Raw genomic sequence first — 15856 nt, forward strand, 5'->3', positions numbered from 1 at the left:
AGCATCGATGGCACCCGTCCACCGGTTGAGCCGGATGGTCGCCGCCAGTCCGTTGTCGCCGGGGTGAATTTCCCAATGGTTCGTCACCATGATTGCCAGCGCGATAATGGCTGCCCCGACAACGATTGCTATGCTTTGCCCCATCCCTCGAATATGCGCCGCGCCAGACCGATTTTCCAGCCCGGAACCCTGCCACAATCAAACTGACCCACTACCAACGCGGGGGGCGCTATTGCCTGCCGGCCGGCCCTACACGCCCGGCCGCGTTTTCGCCAAAACTTCCGTCGCTCAGGCCGGCTTCGCCTCCGGCATCACGCCGCCGAGCGCCACCGTCAGTTCGGCCGCCACCTCGCGCACGGTCTGGCCCAGCGACGGCAGGCGATCGTCGGTGAGACGGCTGGTCATGCCGGACACCGAGATCGCGGCCAGCGGCTCGCTGCAATCGTTGTAGACCACGGCGGCGATGCAGCGCAGGCCCATGCAGGCTTCCTCGTCGTCGATGGCAAAACCCTGGCGGCGGACTTTTTCGAGCTCCTTGAACAGATCGCTCGGCCGCACGATCGACTTTTCGGTCAGGCGCGGCATGCCGTGATGGCGGATGATCGCGTTGACGTCCTCGTCGGACCAGGTCGCGAGCACGGCCTTGCCGACGCCGGAAGCCACCATCGCGACGCGCCCCCCGACCTTGGTCAGCGAACGCATGATCTCGCGGCTTTCCATCCGCGTCAGCACGACGATGAATTCATCGTCGACGACGGCCAGATTGGCGGTCTCGCGCGTCAGGTCGCGCAATTTGCGCAAGTAAGGCACGGCTTGCGCGGAGAAATTGCGGCGGCGGGCGAAGGTCGCGCCGACCGTAAAACTGCGCGCGCCAACATGCCATTTCGATTCGGTGCGGTCGAACTGCACGAAGCGCCGGCTTTCCAGCGTCGACAGCAGGCGGTGCACGGTCGAGGTCGACAGCCCGGTGCGGATCGCAAGATCGCTCAGGCGATAGCCCTCGTCGTCCTCGGCGAGCGTTTCGATGATCGAGAGCGCGCGATCGACGGACTGCACGCCGCCGTCCCTCGACTCGGCTTCGCTGTCCAAGCCCGATTTCGGCTCGAGTGGTTTGCGCCGGATCACGTTTCGCTTCATCGCGACCTGCATCCATCCGTAACGTCAGACTGCTAGCGCGTCGGTCGGCAAGTTCCGTAGGCTTCGTTCGTCAAATAGAAATGCCGCCTCGGCGAACCGAAGCGGCATGGATCGCTGATCTCAGAGCAGGCCCGCGCCGCGCGCCCACTTGTACTTGGCGCCCAGCACTTCGACCGGCAGTTCGGTCGAGTACGCATAGGCCGGGATGCCGTTCTGGTAGAGATATTCGGCGGCCTCCTCGACCTCGACGTCGCCGGCGAGCGAGGCGACGATCGGCTTCACAAAACCCTTGGCCTCCATCTCCTTCTTCACCTCGACCATGTTGCGGGCGAACACCATCGGCGGCGTGACGATGGTGTGCCAGTAGCCGAGGATCAGCGAGTGGATGCGATCGTCCGACAGGCCGAGCTTGACGGTGTTGACGTAGGTGATCGGCGGCTCGCCACCGGTGATATCCACAGGATTTCCAGCCGCGCCAAACGGCGGAATGAATTTGCGGAACGCCGTATCGAGATCCGGCGGCATCGCCATCAGCGACAGGCCATTATCGACACAGGAGTCCGACAGCAGCACGCCGGAGCCACCGGCGCCGGTGATGATCAGGATGTTTTCACCCTTCGGCGTCGGCAGGACAGGCACGCCGCGCGCGAATTCGAGCAACTGGCGCAACGAGCGGGCACGGATCACGCCTGATTGCGCAAAGACATCCTCGTAGATCTTGTCGTTGCCGGCGAGCGCGCCGGTGTGCGACGAGGCTGCCTTGGCGCCGGCCGAGGTACGGCCGGCCTTGAGCACCACCACCGGCTTCTTCTTGGAGACGCGCTTGGCGGCTTCGGCGAAGGCGCGGCCGTCTTTCAGGTCTTCGCAATGCTGCGCGATGATCGCGGTGTTCGGATCCTGCTCAAAGAAAGCCAGCAGGTCATCCTCGTCGATGTCGGACTTGTTGCCGAGGCCGACGATCGCGGAGACGCCCATCTTGGCCGAGCGCGAGAAGCCGATGATCGCCATGCCGATGCCGCCGGATTGCGACGACAGCGCCGCCGAACCCTTGACGTCATAGGCGGTACAGAACGTGGCGCAGAGATTGGCGGGCGTATAATAGAAGCCGTAGATGTTCGGCCCCATCAAGCGGACGTTGTACTTGAGGCCGATCTCGACGATTTCGGCCTGCAGCTCGGGCGCGCCGGCTTCGGCAAAGCCCGACGGAATCAGCACCGCGCCGGGAATTTTCTTCTCGCCGCATTCGACCAATGCACCGGCGACGAACTTTGCCGGGATCGCGAATACCGCGGTGTCGATCACACCGGGAACGTCCTTGACGCTCTTGTAGGCCTTGTAGCCCAGAATCTCGGCGGCCTTGGGGTGGATCGGATAGATGTCGCCTTTATATCCGCCGTTGATCAGGTTCTTCATCACAGAGTTGCCGATCTTGCCGTCCTCGGCGGAGGCGCCGATCACGGCGACCGCCTTCGGCTGCATGATGCGGTTCATCGCGGCAACGATTTCGTCATTCGGGCGCGGCGCCGGGCGCGGCTTGTAGGCGAAATCGACAACGATGCGGACGTCGGCGGCGATCGCGTCGTTCTTGGTGGCGAATACCGGGTTGAGATCGAGTTCGACGATTTCGGGGAAGTCGCTGACGAGCTGCGACACTTTGACAATGACCGATGCCAGCGCCTCGCGGTTGACGGGGTCGCCGCCGCGCACGCCCTTGAGCATGTCATGGGCCTGGATGCCGTCGAGCATCGACAGCGCGTCGTCCTTGGTGGCGGGCGCCAGGCGGAAGGTGATGTCTTTCAAGACCTCGACCAGCACGCCGCCGAGGCCGAAGGCGACGAGCTTGCCGAACGAGCCGTCGGTGATGGAGCCGACAATGACCTCGGTGCCGCCGGCCAGCATCTGCTGGACCTGGATGCCCTCGATCTTGGCGTCCGCCTTGTACTTCTTTGCGTTGGCGAGAATGGTCTCGTAATTCTTTTCCGCATCCGCCGCGGTCTTGACGCCGACCATGACGCCGCCGGCCTCGGTCTTGTGGAGAATGTCCGGCGAGACGATCTTCATCACGACCGGGAAGCCCATGTCGGCCGCGAGCTTGGCAGCCTCGGCCGCGGATTTGGCGACGCCCTCCTTCGGAACCGGAATTCCGTAGGCATCGCAGACCAGTTTGCCCTCCGGGGCCGTCAGGCTGGTGCGCTTATCGGCCTTCACCGCATCGAGAACTTTGCGGACCGCATCTTTGGGATTCGACATGGACTTCCTCCTGGGGCATATTTTATGGCATTTGGTATGCCAGCGACGAGATTGTCAAGCGGTCCGGTGACCTGGAAACGCTGAAAACACGGGCAACTTGACATCCTGGTATTTGGTATGCCAAAAATATTATGGCAATTCCCTGCTACAACACGTCTCCCACTGGAGGAGACGAATCGTGCCCGCACACAAACAACCCAAGGCGACGCCTGCAATGGCTGAAGCAGATATCGCAATCGTCCGGATTGCACCTGAGACGAGCTTCAAGAACAAGGCCTATGAGGCCTTGAAGGAAGCTATTCTCAAGATGGATATCTATGCGACGCCCGAGCAGGTGATGCTCGACGAACGCGCGTTGTCCGAACGCCTCGGCGTCAGCCGCACCCCTATTCGCGAAGCCATCGCGATGCTGGAACAGGACGGTTTCGTCAAAACCGTGCCACGCCGCGGCATCGTCGTGGTCCGCCGCACCAAGACCGAGATCGTCGACATGATCCGGGCCTGGGCCGCGCTCGAAAGCATGGCCGCGCGCTTGATCACGACCACCGCGCGCAAGAAGGACATCACGGCGCTGCGCGATTTCTTCAAGGATTTCGGCAAGGACCGCCTGCCGCAGGACCACGTTGAGGAATATTCCAAGGCCAATATCGCCTTCCACCAGGCGCTGATCTCGCTCTCGGAGTCGCCGGTGCTGGTCGATATGACCAACGACATCCTGCTGCATGTGCGCGGCTACCGGCAATTGACGATCGGCCGCACCGATCGCACCGCGACCTCGCTGCCCGAGCATCTGGCCATCATCGAAGCGCTGGAAGCGCGCGACACCGAGCTGGCCGAGAAACGCGCGCGCGATCACACCCTGGGCCTTGCTTCGTATGTCGAAGCGCATGGCCAGGAATTGTTTAGCTAGAGAATTGATCAGCTAGAACGACCTCACAGCAGAAGACGATCAACTCGTCCGAACCACACACGATCAGGGAGAAAGTGGAATGTCCGTAACCGCAGCCAAGAGCATCGATACCAATCAAGCCGAGCGCGAGCTCACCGACGGCTTTAATCTCATGATCGATGCGCTGAAGCTCAACGGCCTTACCACGATCTACGGCGTGCCCGGCATTCCGATCACGGATTTCGGCCGCATGGCGCAGGCCGCGGGCATTCGCGTGATCTCGTTCCGCCACGAACAGAATGCCGGCAACGCGGCCTCGATCGCCGGCTACCTGACCAAGAAGCCCGGCGTCTGCCTCACGGTTTCGGCGCCCGGTTTTCTCAATGGCCTCACCGCCCTCGCTCACGCCACCACCAACTGCTTCCCGATGATCCTGATATCCGGTTCGTCCGAGCGCGAGATCGTCGACCTGCAGCAGGGCGACTATGAAGAGATGGATCAGCTCGCGATCGCAAAGCCGCTGTGCAAGGCGGCGTTCCGCGTGTTGCATGCGCAGGACATCGGCATTGGCCTGGCACGTGCGATCCGCGCCGCGGTCTCGGGCCGTCCGGGCGGTGTCTATCTCGATCTGCCCGCGAAACTGTTCGGTCAGGTGATGGATGCCGAGGCCGGACAGAAGTCGCTGGTGAAGGTGATCGACGCCGCTCCGGCGCAGATCCCCGCCCCGTCAGCGGTGAAACGCGCGCTCGACGTGCTCAAGGGCGCAAAGCGTCCGCTGATCATCCTCGGCAAGGGTGCGGCCTACGCGCAAGCCGATGATGAGATCAAGAGCTTCGTCGAGAAGAGCGGCATTCCGTTCCTGCCCATGAGCATGGCCAAGGGACTGTTGCCCGACACCCATCCGCAGTGCGCGGGTGCGGCGCGCTCGACCGTTCTGAAAGACGCCGACGTCGTGATGCTGATCGGTGCACGTCTCAACTGGCTGTTGTCGCACGGCAAGGGCAAGTCCTGGGGCGAAGCGCCGAAGAAGTTCATCCAGATCGACATCGAGCCGAAGGAAATGGATTCCAACGTCGAGATCGTCGCTCCCGTGGTCGGCGACATCGGCTCCTGCGTCTCGGCGCTGCTCGAAGGCATGGGCGCGAACTGGGCGGCGGCGCCTTCCGACTGGACCGGCGCGGTGACCAAAAAGCGCGAAGAGAACGTCGCCAAGATGGCGCCGCGGCTGATGAACAACAATTCGCCGATGGATTATCACGGCGCGCTCGGCGTGCTCAGAACCATCATCAAGGAACGGCCCGACGCCATCCTCGTCAACGAAGGCGCCAACACGCTCGATCTCGCCCGAGGCGTCATCGACATGTACCAGCCGCGCAAGCGGATCGACGTCGGCACCTGGGGCGTGATGGGCATCGGCATGGGCTATTGCATCGCCGCCGCGATCGAAACCGGCAAGCCGGTGCTCGCGGTCGAAGGCGACTCGGCGTTCGGTTTCTCCGGCATGGAGGTCGAGACCATCTGCCGCTACAACCTGCCGGTCTGCATCGTGATCTTCAACAATGACGGCATCTATCGCGGCACCGACGTGAACTCGGTTGGTTCGGATCCGGCGCCCACGGTGTTCGTCAAGGGCTCGCGCTACGACAAGATGATGGAAGCGTTCGGCGGCGTCGGCGTCCACGCCACCTCGCCGGATGAACTGAAGCGCGCGGTCAACGCCGCGATGGATTCCGGCAAGCCGACGCTGATCAACGCGGTGATTGATCCCGCGGCCGGCTCCGAGAGCGGCCGCATCGGCAACCTCAATCCGCAAAGCGTGCTGAAGAAGAAATAATCCGATTTCCACCCAATCCATCCTGCGCGTTGCAGGGCATACAGAGTACGGAGCAAAGAATATGACAAAGGCGCTCGAGGGCGTTCGCATTCTCGATTTCACCCACGTTCAGTCGGGACCGACCTGCACGCAGTTGCTGGCCTGGTTCGGCGCCGACGTGATCAAGGTCGAGCGTCCCGGCGTCGGCGACATCACGCGCGGCCAGCTGCAGGACATTCCCAATGTGGACAGCCTGTATTTCACCATGCTGAACCATAACAAGCGTTCGATCACGCTCGACACCAAGAACCCGAAGGGCAAGGAAGTCCTGACAGCACTGATCAAGAATTGCGACGTGCTGGTGGAGAATTTCGGCCCCGGCGTGCTCGATCGCATGGGCTTTCCCTGGGAGAAGATCCACGCCATCAACCCGAAGATGATCGTGGCCTCGATCAAGGGCTTTGGCCCCGGACCTTACGAAGATTGCAAGGTGTATGAGAACGTAGCCCAGTGCACCGGCGGCGCGGCGTCGACCACCGGCTTCCGCGACGGCTTGCCGCTGGTCACCGGCGCGCAGATTGGCGACAGCGGCACCGGCCTGCATCTGGCGCTCGGCATCGTCGCCGCGCTCTATCAGCGCACCGTCACCGGCCAGGGCCAGAAGGTCACCGCCGCAATGCAGGATGGTGTGTTGAATCTGGCGCGCGTCAAACTGCGCGACCAGCAGCGCCTCGCCCATGGCCCGCTGAAGGAATACAGCCAGTTCGGCGAAGGCATTCCGTTCGGCGACGCGGTGCCGCGCGCCGGCAATGATTCCGGCGGCGGCCAGCCCGGCCGCATCCTCAAGTGCAAGGGCTGGGAGACCGATCCCAACGCCTACATCTATTTCATCACCCAGGCGCCGGTGTGGGAGAAGATTTGCGACGTGATCGGCGAGCCCGGCTGGAAGACCCACGCCGATTACGCCAAGCCGCCTGCCCGGCTGTCGCGCCTCAACGAAATCTTCGCGCGCATCGAACAGTGGACCATGACCAAGACCAAGTTCGAGGCGATGGAGATCCTGAACAAGGACGACATCCCCTGCGGCCCGATCCTGTCGATGAAGGAGATCATCGAGGACCAGTCGCTGCGCGCAACCGGCACCGTGGTCGAGGTCGATCACCCGACCCGCGGCAAGTATTTTTCGGTGGGCAACCCGATCAAGATGTCGGACTCACCGAGCGAGGTCACGCGCTCGCCGCTGCTCGGCGAGCACACCGACGAGATCCTGCGCCAGGTGCTCGGCTTCTCCGATCACCAGGTGGCCGAGATCCACGACTCCGGCGCGCTCGATCCGCCGCGCAAGCAGGCGGCCGAATAAACCGCCTCATCTCCCGAATTCTGCCAAAGGCCGCCGGTTTCCGGCGGCCTTTTCGTTGGTCGGAACCCAATACAGTCATTTATGCTGCGATGCAGAAGATTAATTGCTGCTATGCAAACAAATGCGTTGTTTCTGGCATCTGGTATACATAAATTCACGGGAGATCACGAAGCGGAGCCACTCCGCGACTCAGAAAAGGGGACCAAATGTCCAAGACCGCCTCCCTCGGCCTCGTACCCTCCAGCACTTTCTTCGGCCGCCTGATGGCTTCCATCGACCGCCTGCTGATTGCGAGCTCCCGCATCGCCATTCGCAACGGCGACCTCCCCCGTTTCGGTCTCTGAGCCCACTAAGGCGCAGTACGGACTGCGTTTTCCGGCTCGACCACTTCAGGTTTCCTCCCAGACTAAAGGCCCCGGTTTTCCGGGGCCTCTTTTTTTGGCGCAGCCTTAAGCACTCCGGGTCAGACGCCAACTGCGACAAATTAGCCTGAGCTATGTTCTGGCATCATTATTCGTTTGCAGTATTGGCATATCGCATACCAATATGTCTTCCAAGCGTTCCGGCCCGACAACGAACGGAGGCGATCAGGAGGATGGCGGCAGGCTCTTCGGCGCCTAGGCGGCGGCATTCGCAGGCGGTGCCGCGGTTCGCAGTTCAGACTTATCCGAAAGACGCGGATGCTGCGCCGAGCGGTCAGGCTTACAGTTCACAAAGGTCTGCAACCCTGACCTGCAATGCCATCTGACCAAACCTCATGAGATAATTGGACAAGTGGGGAAATCCGGCTGGATCAGAAGTGTTGAGTTAAGAGTTGAGTTAAAGACAAAGCCGGCAAAGAACGGCGCGTTTAAATTTTACGGGGAGTACGTCAAATGAAGCATTCTGTCTTGCATACCGCGTTAGCTGCGATTGCCATCTTCGGCGCGGGCAATATGGCCGCCTCCGCCGCGTGGGAGCCGGTTCGCCCGGTCGAATTCATCGTACCCGCCGGCACCGGCGGCGGCGCGGACCTGATGGCTCGCACGATCCAAGGCATCGTTACCAAACATAGTTTAATGAAGCAGCCGATGGTCGTCATCAACAAGGCCGGTGGCGCCGGCGGCGAAGGCTTTCTCGACGTCAAGGGCTCGGGAAACAATCCCCACAAGATCATCATCACCCTGTCCAACCTGTTCACGACACCGCTTGCAACCGGCATTCCCTTCAGCTGGAAGGACATGACGCCGGTCGCGATGCTGGCGCTCGACGAGTTCGTGCTCTGGGTCAATGCCGAGAAGCCCTACAACACCGTCAAGGACTACGTCGATGCCGTGAAGCAGGCGCCTGCCGGCAGCATGAAGATGGGCGGCACCGGATCGAAGCAGGAAGACCAGATCATCACCGTCGCCGTCGAGAAGGCAATCGGCGCCAAATTCACCTACATTCCCTACAAGGGCGGCGGAGAGGTCGCGGTCCAGTTGGTCGGCAACCACGTCGATTCAACGGTCAACAATCCGATCGAGGCGGTGGCGCAATGGCGCGGCGGCAAACTTCGTCCGCTCTGCGTGTTCGACGGCAAGCAGATGGCCTATGACGAAGTCATCGCGGACGGCAAAGGCTGGAAGGATATTCCGACCTGCAAGTCGCAGGGCCTCGACATCGAATATCTGATGCTGCGCGGCATCTTCATGTCGCCCAAGGCCACCAAGGATCAGGTCGAGTATTACATCGAGCTGTTCAAGAAGGTGCGGGCCACGCCCGATTGGCAGGACTTCATGAAGAGCGGCGCCTTCAACACCACCTTCCTGACCGGGGCTGAATACGCCAAATGGGTCGAGACGGAAGATAAGCGTCACGAAACCCTGATGAAAGAGGCCGGTTTCCTCGCTACCCCCGGAAACTGACCTCAGTCACGTCGCGTATACCGGCGAATGCGCAGCGCATGAAGCGCTGCGAACCCAGAACCGTGATTCCGGATGGAGTTTGAATGACTACGAATAGCCCGCACGCCGGCCCGACCCACAAGGCCGTGGAAGCCGGCGTTACGCTGCTGATCGCGTTGTTCGGCGCGATCGTCGTCTACGGCAGCCTGAAGGCCGGAATCAATTGGGGCGCGGAGGGACCGCGTGCCGGTTTCTTCCCGTTCTACATCGGGATCTTCATTATCGCCTCCAGCGCGATCAATCTCTGGAACGGGCTGCGTGACGGGGACGACGGGCTGTTCGCGGAGTGGGGGCAGTTGCGCCAGGTCCTGAGCGTCGTCATACCGACCGCGATCTATGTCAGCGTGATGCCGTTCACGGGCCTCTATCTCGCCTCCATCATCTTCATCGGCTGGTTCATGCGATGGCTCGGCAAATACCGATGGCTGGTGGTCATTGGCGTGGCGCTTGGCATGCCGATCGTCACCTACTTCATTTTCGAACGCTGGTTTCTGGTCCCGCTTCCCAAGGGACCGATCGAGGAATGGCTCGGGCTCTAGAATTCTCGTGTCGTTGGAATGGTCACATCGTTAGCTCAACGCTTGCAGGACTTGAAGCATGGAAGAACTCGTCAATCTTTTTCACGGCTTTGCGGTCGCCCTGCAGCCATTCAACATCATGGTGATGGTCCTGGGCATCGTGCTCGGCGTCATCATCGGCGTGCTTCCGGGATTGGGCGGCGCCAACGGCGTCGCCATCCTGTTGCCGCTGACCTTCAGCATGCCGCCGACATCGGCCATCATCATGCTGTCCTGCATCTACTGGGGCGCGTTGTTCGGCGGCGCCATTACATCCATCCTGTTCAACATACCCGGTGAACCCTGGTCGGTGGCGACCACGTTCGACGGCTATCCGATGGCGCAGCGGGGCAAGGCCGGCGAAGCGCTGACCGCCGCCTTCACCTCCTCGTTCGTCGGCGCGCTGTTCGCCGTCATCATGATCACGCTGGTCGCGCCGCTGGTCGCAAGCTTCGCGCTGCGGTTCGGCCCTGCGGAAAAATTTGCGGTCTATTTCCTGGCGTTCTGCAGTTTCGTCGGCTTGAGCAAGGAGCCGCCGTTCAAGACCATCGCCGCGATGATGATCGGCTTTGCGTTGGCGGCCGTCGGCCTCGATTCCATCACCGGACAATTGCGGCTGACGTTCGGGTCGACTGAACTGCTCAACGGCTTCGACTTCCTGATCGCCGTCATCGGCCTGTTCGGCATCGGCGAGATCCTGCTGACCATGGAAGAGGGTTTGGCCTTCCGTGGCGGCAAGGCGAAGATCGACCTGCGCGTCGTCCTGCAGACCTGGAAGGAAATGCCGAAGTACTGGGTGACGTCGCTGCGCTCCTGCCTGATCGGCTGCTGGATGGGCATCACGCCCGCAGGCGCCACGCCGGCGTCGTTCATGAGTTACGGCATCGCCAAGCGGGTCTCCAAGCACGGCCATAATTTCGGCAAGGGCGAAGTCGAGGGCGTGATCGCGCCGGAGACCGCGGCGCATGCGGCCGGTACCGCGGCGTTGCTGCCGATGCTGTCACTCGGCGTGCCGGGATCACCGACCGCGGCCGTGCTGCTCGGCGGCCTGCTGATCTGGGGCCTGCAGCCCGGCCCGATGCTGTTCGTCGAGCAGAAGGAGTTCGTCTGGGGCCTGATCGCCTCGATGTATCTCGGCAATCTCGTCGGCCTGATCGTCGTGCTGACCTGCGTGCCGATTTTCGCGGCCATCCTGCGCGTGCCGTTCAGCATCATCGCGCCGCTCATTCTGGTGCTCTGCGCGATCGGCGCCTATTCGGTCCACAGCTCGACCTTCGACGTGATACTGATGCTGGTATTCGGCGTGGTCGGTTATCTCCTGAAGAAGTGCAACTACCCCCTCGCCCCGCTGGTGCTGGCCATCGTGCTCGGCGACAAGGCGGAGGAGTCGTTCCGGCAATCGCTGCTCGGGTCGCAAGGCTCGCTCGGCGTATTCTTCTCGAACTCGCTGGTCGGCACGATCATGGTGCTTGGACTGATCGCGCTGTTCTGGTCCGCCATCCAGGAAGGCTATAGCCGCTTGCGTCCCCATTCGGTCGCCTGACGGCTAAAAATACCAGACACAAAAATTTTTCGACCTTGTAAAGCCGCCGGATCGTAAAGCGATCCGGCGGCTAAGTCTTTTTATCTGCAGCATTTTCTAAAAGGATCGAAAAAGAGACATCCACGAAAAAATCAATTAGCCTGCGACATCTAGTCAAGATTTCTCTTGTCTACTGGCATATCATATACCAAACTCCTTCCTTAGAGCTGTCGGGCGATAGAACAGCGCACATAGGAGGGAAGATGACGGACACAGTTCAAGGAGCGGCCCCTGCAGTAGCCCGCGTCAGCGATACCTACCGCTGGACGCAATTGGCGATCGGCGTCGCCGCCATGGTGATGATCGCGAACTACCAATACGGCTGGACATTCTTCGTCCCCGACATCCAGAAAAAATTCGGTTGGGATCGCGCGTCGATCCAGTGGGCGTTCACGCTCTTCGTCTTGTTCGAAACCTGGCTGGTGCCGGTCGAAGGCTGGTTCGTCGATAAATACGGCCCGCGCATCGTGGTTCTCGTCGGCGGCGTCCTCTGCGCCGTCGGCTGGGCGATCAACGCGCAGGCAGAAACACTCAACGGCTTCTATCTCGGCATGATCATCGCGGGCATCGGCGCCGGTGGCGTCTACGGCACCTGCGTCGGCAACGCGCTGAAATGGTTTCCCGACAAGCGCGGCCTCGCCGCCGGCATCACCGCGGCAGGCTTCGGTGCGGGCTCCGCGCTGACGGTCGCCCCGATCCAGGCGATGATCAAGGATTCCGGCTTCCAGACCACCTTCCTCTATTTCGGTCTCGGACAAGGCATCATCATCGTGCTGCTTGCCTTCCTGATGTTCGCGCCAAAGGCGGGACAGGTCCCGGCCGTGATCCAGAACGCCAACGTGATCCAGAGCCGCCGCAACTATGCGCCGACCGAGGTGATCCGCCAGCCGATCTTCTGGCTGATGTATTTCATGTTCGTGATCGTGGGCGCCGGCGGATTGATGGTCACCGCCAACCTCAAGCCGATCGCCGTCGACTGGAAGGTCGACAGCGTGCCGGTGACGCTGATGGCGGTAACGATGACCGCGGTGACATTCGCCGCGACCATCGACCGTGTCCTCAACGGTCTGACCCGGCCGTTCTTCGGCTGGATCTCCGACATGATCGGCCGCGAGAACACCATGTTCATCGCCTTCGGCATGGAAGGCGTCGGCATCTGGGCGCTGTACATGTGGGGCCACGATCCGATCTGGTTCGTGCTGCTGTCGGGCTTCGTGTTCTTTGCCTGGGGCGAGATCTACTCGCTGTTCCCCTCGACCTGCACGGACACGTTCGGCGCCAAATTCGCGACCACCAATGCCGGCCTGCTCTATACGGCGAAGGGCACGGCAGCCTTGCTGGTGCCGATCGCGAACTACATGCAGCAGTCTTCCGGCACCTGGGACAGCGTGTTCATTATCGCGGCGGGCGCCAACATCCTCGCCTCGCTGCTGGCGATCTTCGTGCTCAAGCCGTGGCGCAAGGTGGTGGTCGCGAACGCAAAGGCGTCCACCTAACCTGCACTACCCGACCCGACGACAAGCGCGCTCATCCCCCGGGATGGGCGCGCTTTCGCTTTGTGGGGCTCCTGAACCTGCATACCTGACGGTGGCTTCGCGCTAACGCGTCCACATCCTGCTCAAACCGTGCTCAGCAAAAGACTGGTCTCGCTGTTGGCGATGCCATCGATCATCCGCACCTCGCGAAGAAGCCTGTCAAAATCTGCGAGGCTCGCCGCCCGGATATCGGCGACAAGGTCCCAGTTGCCGTTGGTCGTGTGCAGCGCTGAAATTTCCGTCAGGCCGCGTAGCTTTCGAACGACCTGGGTGGTCGATTTGCCGACGACCTCGACCATCATCACGGCACGTATGGTATTGACGTCGTAATCCTCCCGTACGCGGACGGTGAAGCCGAGCAGCGTACCGGTCTCGATCAGGCGATCCAGCCGGTTTTGCACCGTGCCGCGCGCGACCCCCAGTGCGTCGGAAAGCTTGGTCAGTGAAGCGCGTCCATCGGTCCGAAGGTGGGCGATGATCCGGCGATCCAGACTATCCGGTGCATACTTTGCTGCGGCCATCTCTGCTCCAGAGTACAATTCGCGCAATAGGACTGTACAAATTGCCAAACTTTATGACCGAAATAGCACAAAACTGATATTTCGGCCAACATGTGCGGTCGCTATCCTTCGCCATCAAACATGTGCGATCGGAACCCGACAATGTCTTCGCCCCTTCCATCGGAAAAAGCGTTTGTGCCGTTCGTCAGCGTCGCGAACATGATGCGCCTCGTGCATCACATCGGCATCGAGACCCTGCTCAGCGAACTCACTGACGTCATCGAGGCAGATTTCCGTCGCTGGGAGTTGTTCGACAAGACGCCGCGCGTTGCATCTCATTCCGGCGAAGGCGTGATCGAGTTGATGCCGACCTCCGATGGCGAAATCTACAGCTTCAAATATGTGAATGGCCACCCGAAGAACATGGCGCAAGGCCTGCAAACCGTGACGGCCTTTGGCCTGCTGGCGGAAGTCTCGACCGGCTATCCCGTGCTGCTCACGGAAATGACGCTGCTGACGGCGCTACGGACCGCAGCCACCTCGGCCATGGCGGCGCGGCACCTCGCGCCCAGGGGTACCCGCACGATGGCGATGATAGGGAATGGCGCGCAAGCCGAGTTTCAGGCGCTCGCCATGAAAGTCGCGGTCGGCATCGATCATATCCGGCTCTACGACATCGATCCGCAGGCGACGGCAAAGACGGTTCGCAACCTTTCCGGCATGGGCCTGACTGTCACCGCCTGCACATCATCGCAATCCGCGGTCGAAGGTGCGGGGATCATCACCACCTGCACCGCCGACAAGTCGTATGCGACGATCCTGACGGACAACATGGTTGCGGCCGGGGTTCACATCAATGCCATCGGCGGCGACTGCCCGGGCAAGACCGAACTGCATCGCGATATCTTGCTGCGCGCCGATACCTTCGTGGAATATCCGCCGCAGACCCGCATCGAGGGCGAAATCCAGCAGATGGATGCAGATTACCCCGTCACTGAGTTGTGGCAGGTTATCACGGGACACGCGACCGGCCGCCGCGATGCAAACCAGATCACCCTGTTCGACAGCGTCGGCTTCGCAATCGAGGATTTCTCCGCCCTTCGCTATGTCCGTGACAAGCTCAGGGGCACGGGGTTTTACCAGGACCTCGACATTATCGCCGATCCCGATGAGCCCCGCGACCTGTTTGGCATGTTGCTGCGCGCAGGGCAGGCCTAGGATGGCAAGATACATTCCGTACTCCGTCCAGGCGCCTTCTGCGGTGATCATGGTTCGGCCGCACCACTTCACGGTGAATACCGAGACCGCCACCGACAATTTCTTCCAGGCCTGCCCGGACCCGCAGGATGACCTCTCCTTGACGGCCTACGCTGAGATCACCCAAGCGGCCGATACGCTTCGCAGCCATGGTGTGAACGTGCATCTGTTCGACAGCACCGGCACCGACACACCGGATGCGGTCTTTCCAAACAACTGGTTCTCCACCCACGCCGGCGGTCATGTGGCGATCTATCCGATGAAGGCTGTCAGCCGCAGGCGCGAGCGTCGCATCGACGTCATCGAAATGCTGAAGAGCCGTTATCGGGTGCAGGAGGTTATCGACTATTCGGGTCTCGAGCCCGACGGGCTGTTTCTCGAGGGGACCGGCGCCATGGTTCTCGATCATATCGACCGTGTGGCCTATGCGGTCCGCTCCGACCGCACCAATCCGATTGCGCTTGAGCGCTTTTCGACCCAATTCAATTTCGAGCCGATGGTCTTCGATGCGCGGGACGATAATGGAGTCGCGATCTATCACACCAACGTCCTGATGTGCATCGCGACCGACTTCGCCCTGATGGGACTGGACATGATGACTGACCTCACACGACGGCGGGAGATCGTTGCGAGGCTGGAGCGTTCCGGCCGCAGCGTTATCGCGCTCGCGAACGAACAGATTTCAAAATTCGCCGGCAACGCCCTGGAACTTCAGGGAAACGATGGTCGAATCCTGGCCCTCTCGACGACGGCGCTTGCCTCGCTTAATCAGGATCAGCTCGGCATGATCTCGGAAAGCGCCAAACCCGTCGCACTCGATATCCCCACGATCGAACGAGCCGGTGGTTCGGTCCGCTGCACGCTTGCAGGAATTCATCTGGCGCCGAGATAGACTGGCCTCTGGTATACCTGGTCGCTTCAGACCAGCTCTTCGTCACTGCCGGATCTCTCGCCCTCCCTCGCCAAATCTCCGATAATGTCAGTAATACTGCCTATTTCTGTGCACGACGCGTGCGCGATGCCTGGTTTTTTCCGTGTTGACTTATGGTAT

General features: G+C 61.2%; 13 protein-coding genes. 10 read left to right on the forward strand and 3 right to left on the reverse strand.

Going from position 1 to position 15856, the window contains the following annotated elements; genetic code table 11:
• Positions 1–288: 288 nt before the first annotated feature.
• Both JQ567_RS34335 and JQ567_RS34340 read right to left on the reverse strand, forming a co-directional pair.
• Positions 289–1137, reverse strand: a complete 849-nt coding sequence (locus JQ567_RS34335; protein ID WP_212442922.1) for an IclR family transcriptional regulator — start codon at positions 1135–1137, stop codon at positions 289–291.
• 120 nt (positions 1138–1257) lie between these two features.
• Positions 1258–3387 (reverse strand): acetate--CoA ligase family protein, encoded by a 2130-nt coding sequence (locus JQ567_RS34340; protein WP_212442923.1) that lies wholly within the window; start codon positions 3385–3387, stop codon positions 1258–1260.
• A 214-nt stretch (positions 3388–3601) separates the two neighbouring features.
• Between JQ567_RS34340 and JQ567_RS34345 the strand changes: the two genes are divergently transcribed.
• The 8 genes from JQ567_RS34345 to oxlT all read left to right on the forward strand — a co-directional run bounded on the left by JQ567_RS34345 (position 3602) and on the right by oxlT (position 13009).
• Positions 3602–4297 (forward strand): GntR family transcriptional regulator, encoded by a 696-nt coding sequence (locus JQ567_RS34345; protein ID WP_212442951.1) that lies wholly within the window; start codon positions 3602–3604, stop codon positions 4295–4297.
• 79 nt (positions 4298–4376) lie between these two features.
• Complete coding sequence (gene oxc, locus JQ567_RS34350) at positions 4377–6110, forward strand: oxalyl-CoA decarboxylase (protein WP_212205590.1); 1734 nt, start codon at positions 4377–4379, stop codon at positions 6108–6110.
• 61 nt (positions 6111–6171) lie between these two features.
• Entirely contained in the window at positions 6172–7449 is a 1278-nt protein-coding gene (gene frc, locus JQ567_RS34355; RefSeq protein WP_212442924.1) for a formyl-CoA transferase, read from the forward strand.
• 206 nt (positions 7450–7655) lie between these two features.
• Complete coding sequence (locus JQ567_RS34360; protein WP_212442925.1) at positions 7656–7793, forward strand: hypothetical protein; 138 nt, start codon at positions 7656–7658, stop codon at positions 7791–7793.
• A gap of 531 nt (positions 7794–8324) precedes the next feature.
• Positions 8325–9335 (forward strand): tripartite tricarboxylate transporter substrate binding protein, encoded by a 1011-nt coding sequence (locus JQ567_RS34365; protein ID WP_212442926.1) that lies wholly within the window; start codon positions 8325–8327, stop codon positions 9333–9335.
• Positions 9336–9418: 83 nt separating this feature from the next.
• Entirely contained in the window at positions 9419–9913 is a 495-nt protein-coding gene (locus JQ567_RS34370) for a tripartite tricarboxylate transporter TctB family protein (protein WP_212442927.1), read from the forward strand.
• A gap of 58 nt (positions 9914–9971) precedes the next feature.
• Positions 9972–11474 (forward strand): tripartite tricarboxylate transporter permease, encoded by a 1503-nt coding sequence (locus tag JQ567_RS34375; protein ID WP_212442928.1) that lies wholly within the window; start codon positions 9972–9974, stop codon positions 11472–11474.
• Positions 11475–11716: 242 nt separating this feature from the next.
• A complete protein-coding gene (oxlT, locus tag JQ567_RS34380; RefSeq protein ID WP_212442929.1) occupies positions 11717–13009 on the forward strand; it encodes an oxalate/formate MFS antiporter in 1293 nt (430 codons plus the stop codon).
• A gap of 122 nt (positions 13010–13131) precedes the next feature.
• Here the strand turns inward: oxlT and JQ567_RS34385 are convergent, their stop codons facing one another.
• Positions 13132–13569: an Lrp/AsnC family transcriptional regulator gene (locus tag JQ567_RS34385; protein WP_212442930.1), complete on the reverse strand. Its 438-nt coding sequence runs from the start codon at positions 13567–13569 to the stop codon at positions 13132–13134.
• A 141-nt stretch (positions 13570–13710) separates the two neighbouring features.
• Between JQ567_RS34385 and JQ567_RS34390 the strand changes: the two genes are divergently transcribed.
• On the forward strand, positions 13711–14766 hold the full coding sequence (locus JQ567_RS34390; RefSeq protein WP_212442931.1) for an ornithine cyclodeaminase: 1056 nt from the start codon (positions 13711–13713) through the stop codon (positions 14764–14766).
• A gap of 1 nt (position 14767) precedes the next feature.
• The gene (ctlX, locus tag JQ567_RS34395) at positions 14768–15697 is read left to right on the forward strand and encodes a citrulline utilization hydrolase CtlX (RefSeq protein ID WP_212442932.1); all 930 of its coding nucleotides are present in this window, start codon (positions 14768–14770) and stop codon (positions 15695–15697) included.
• Positions 15698–15856 lie beyond the last annotated feature (159 nt).

Source organism: Bradyrhizobium sp. AUGA SZCCT0431 (assembly GCF_018131065.1).
Classification (GTDB): Bacteria; Pseudomonadota; Alphaproteobacteria; order Rhizobiales; family Xanthobacteraceae; genus Bradyrhizobium.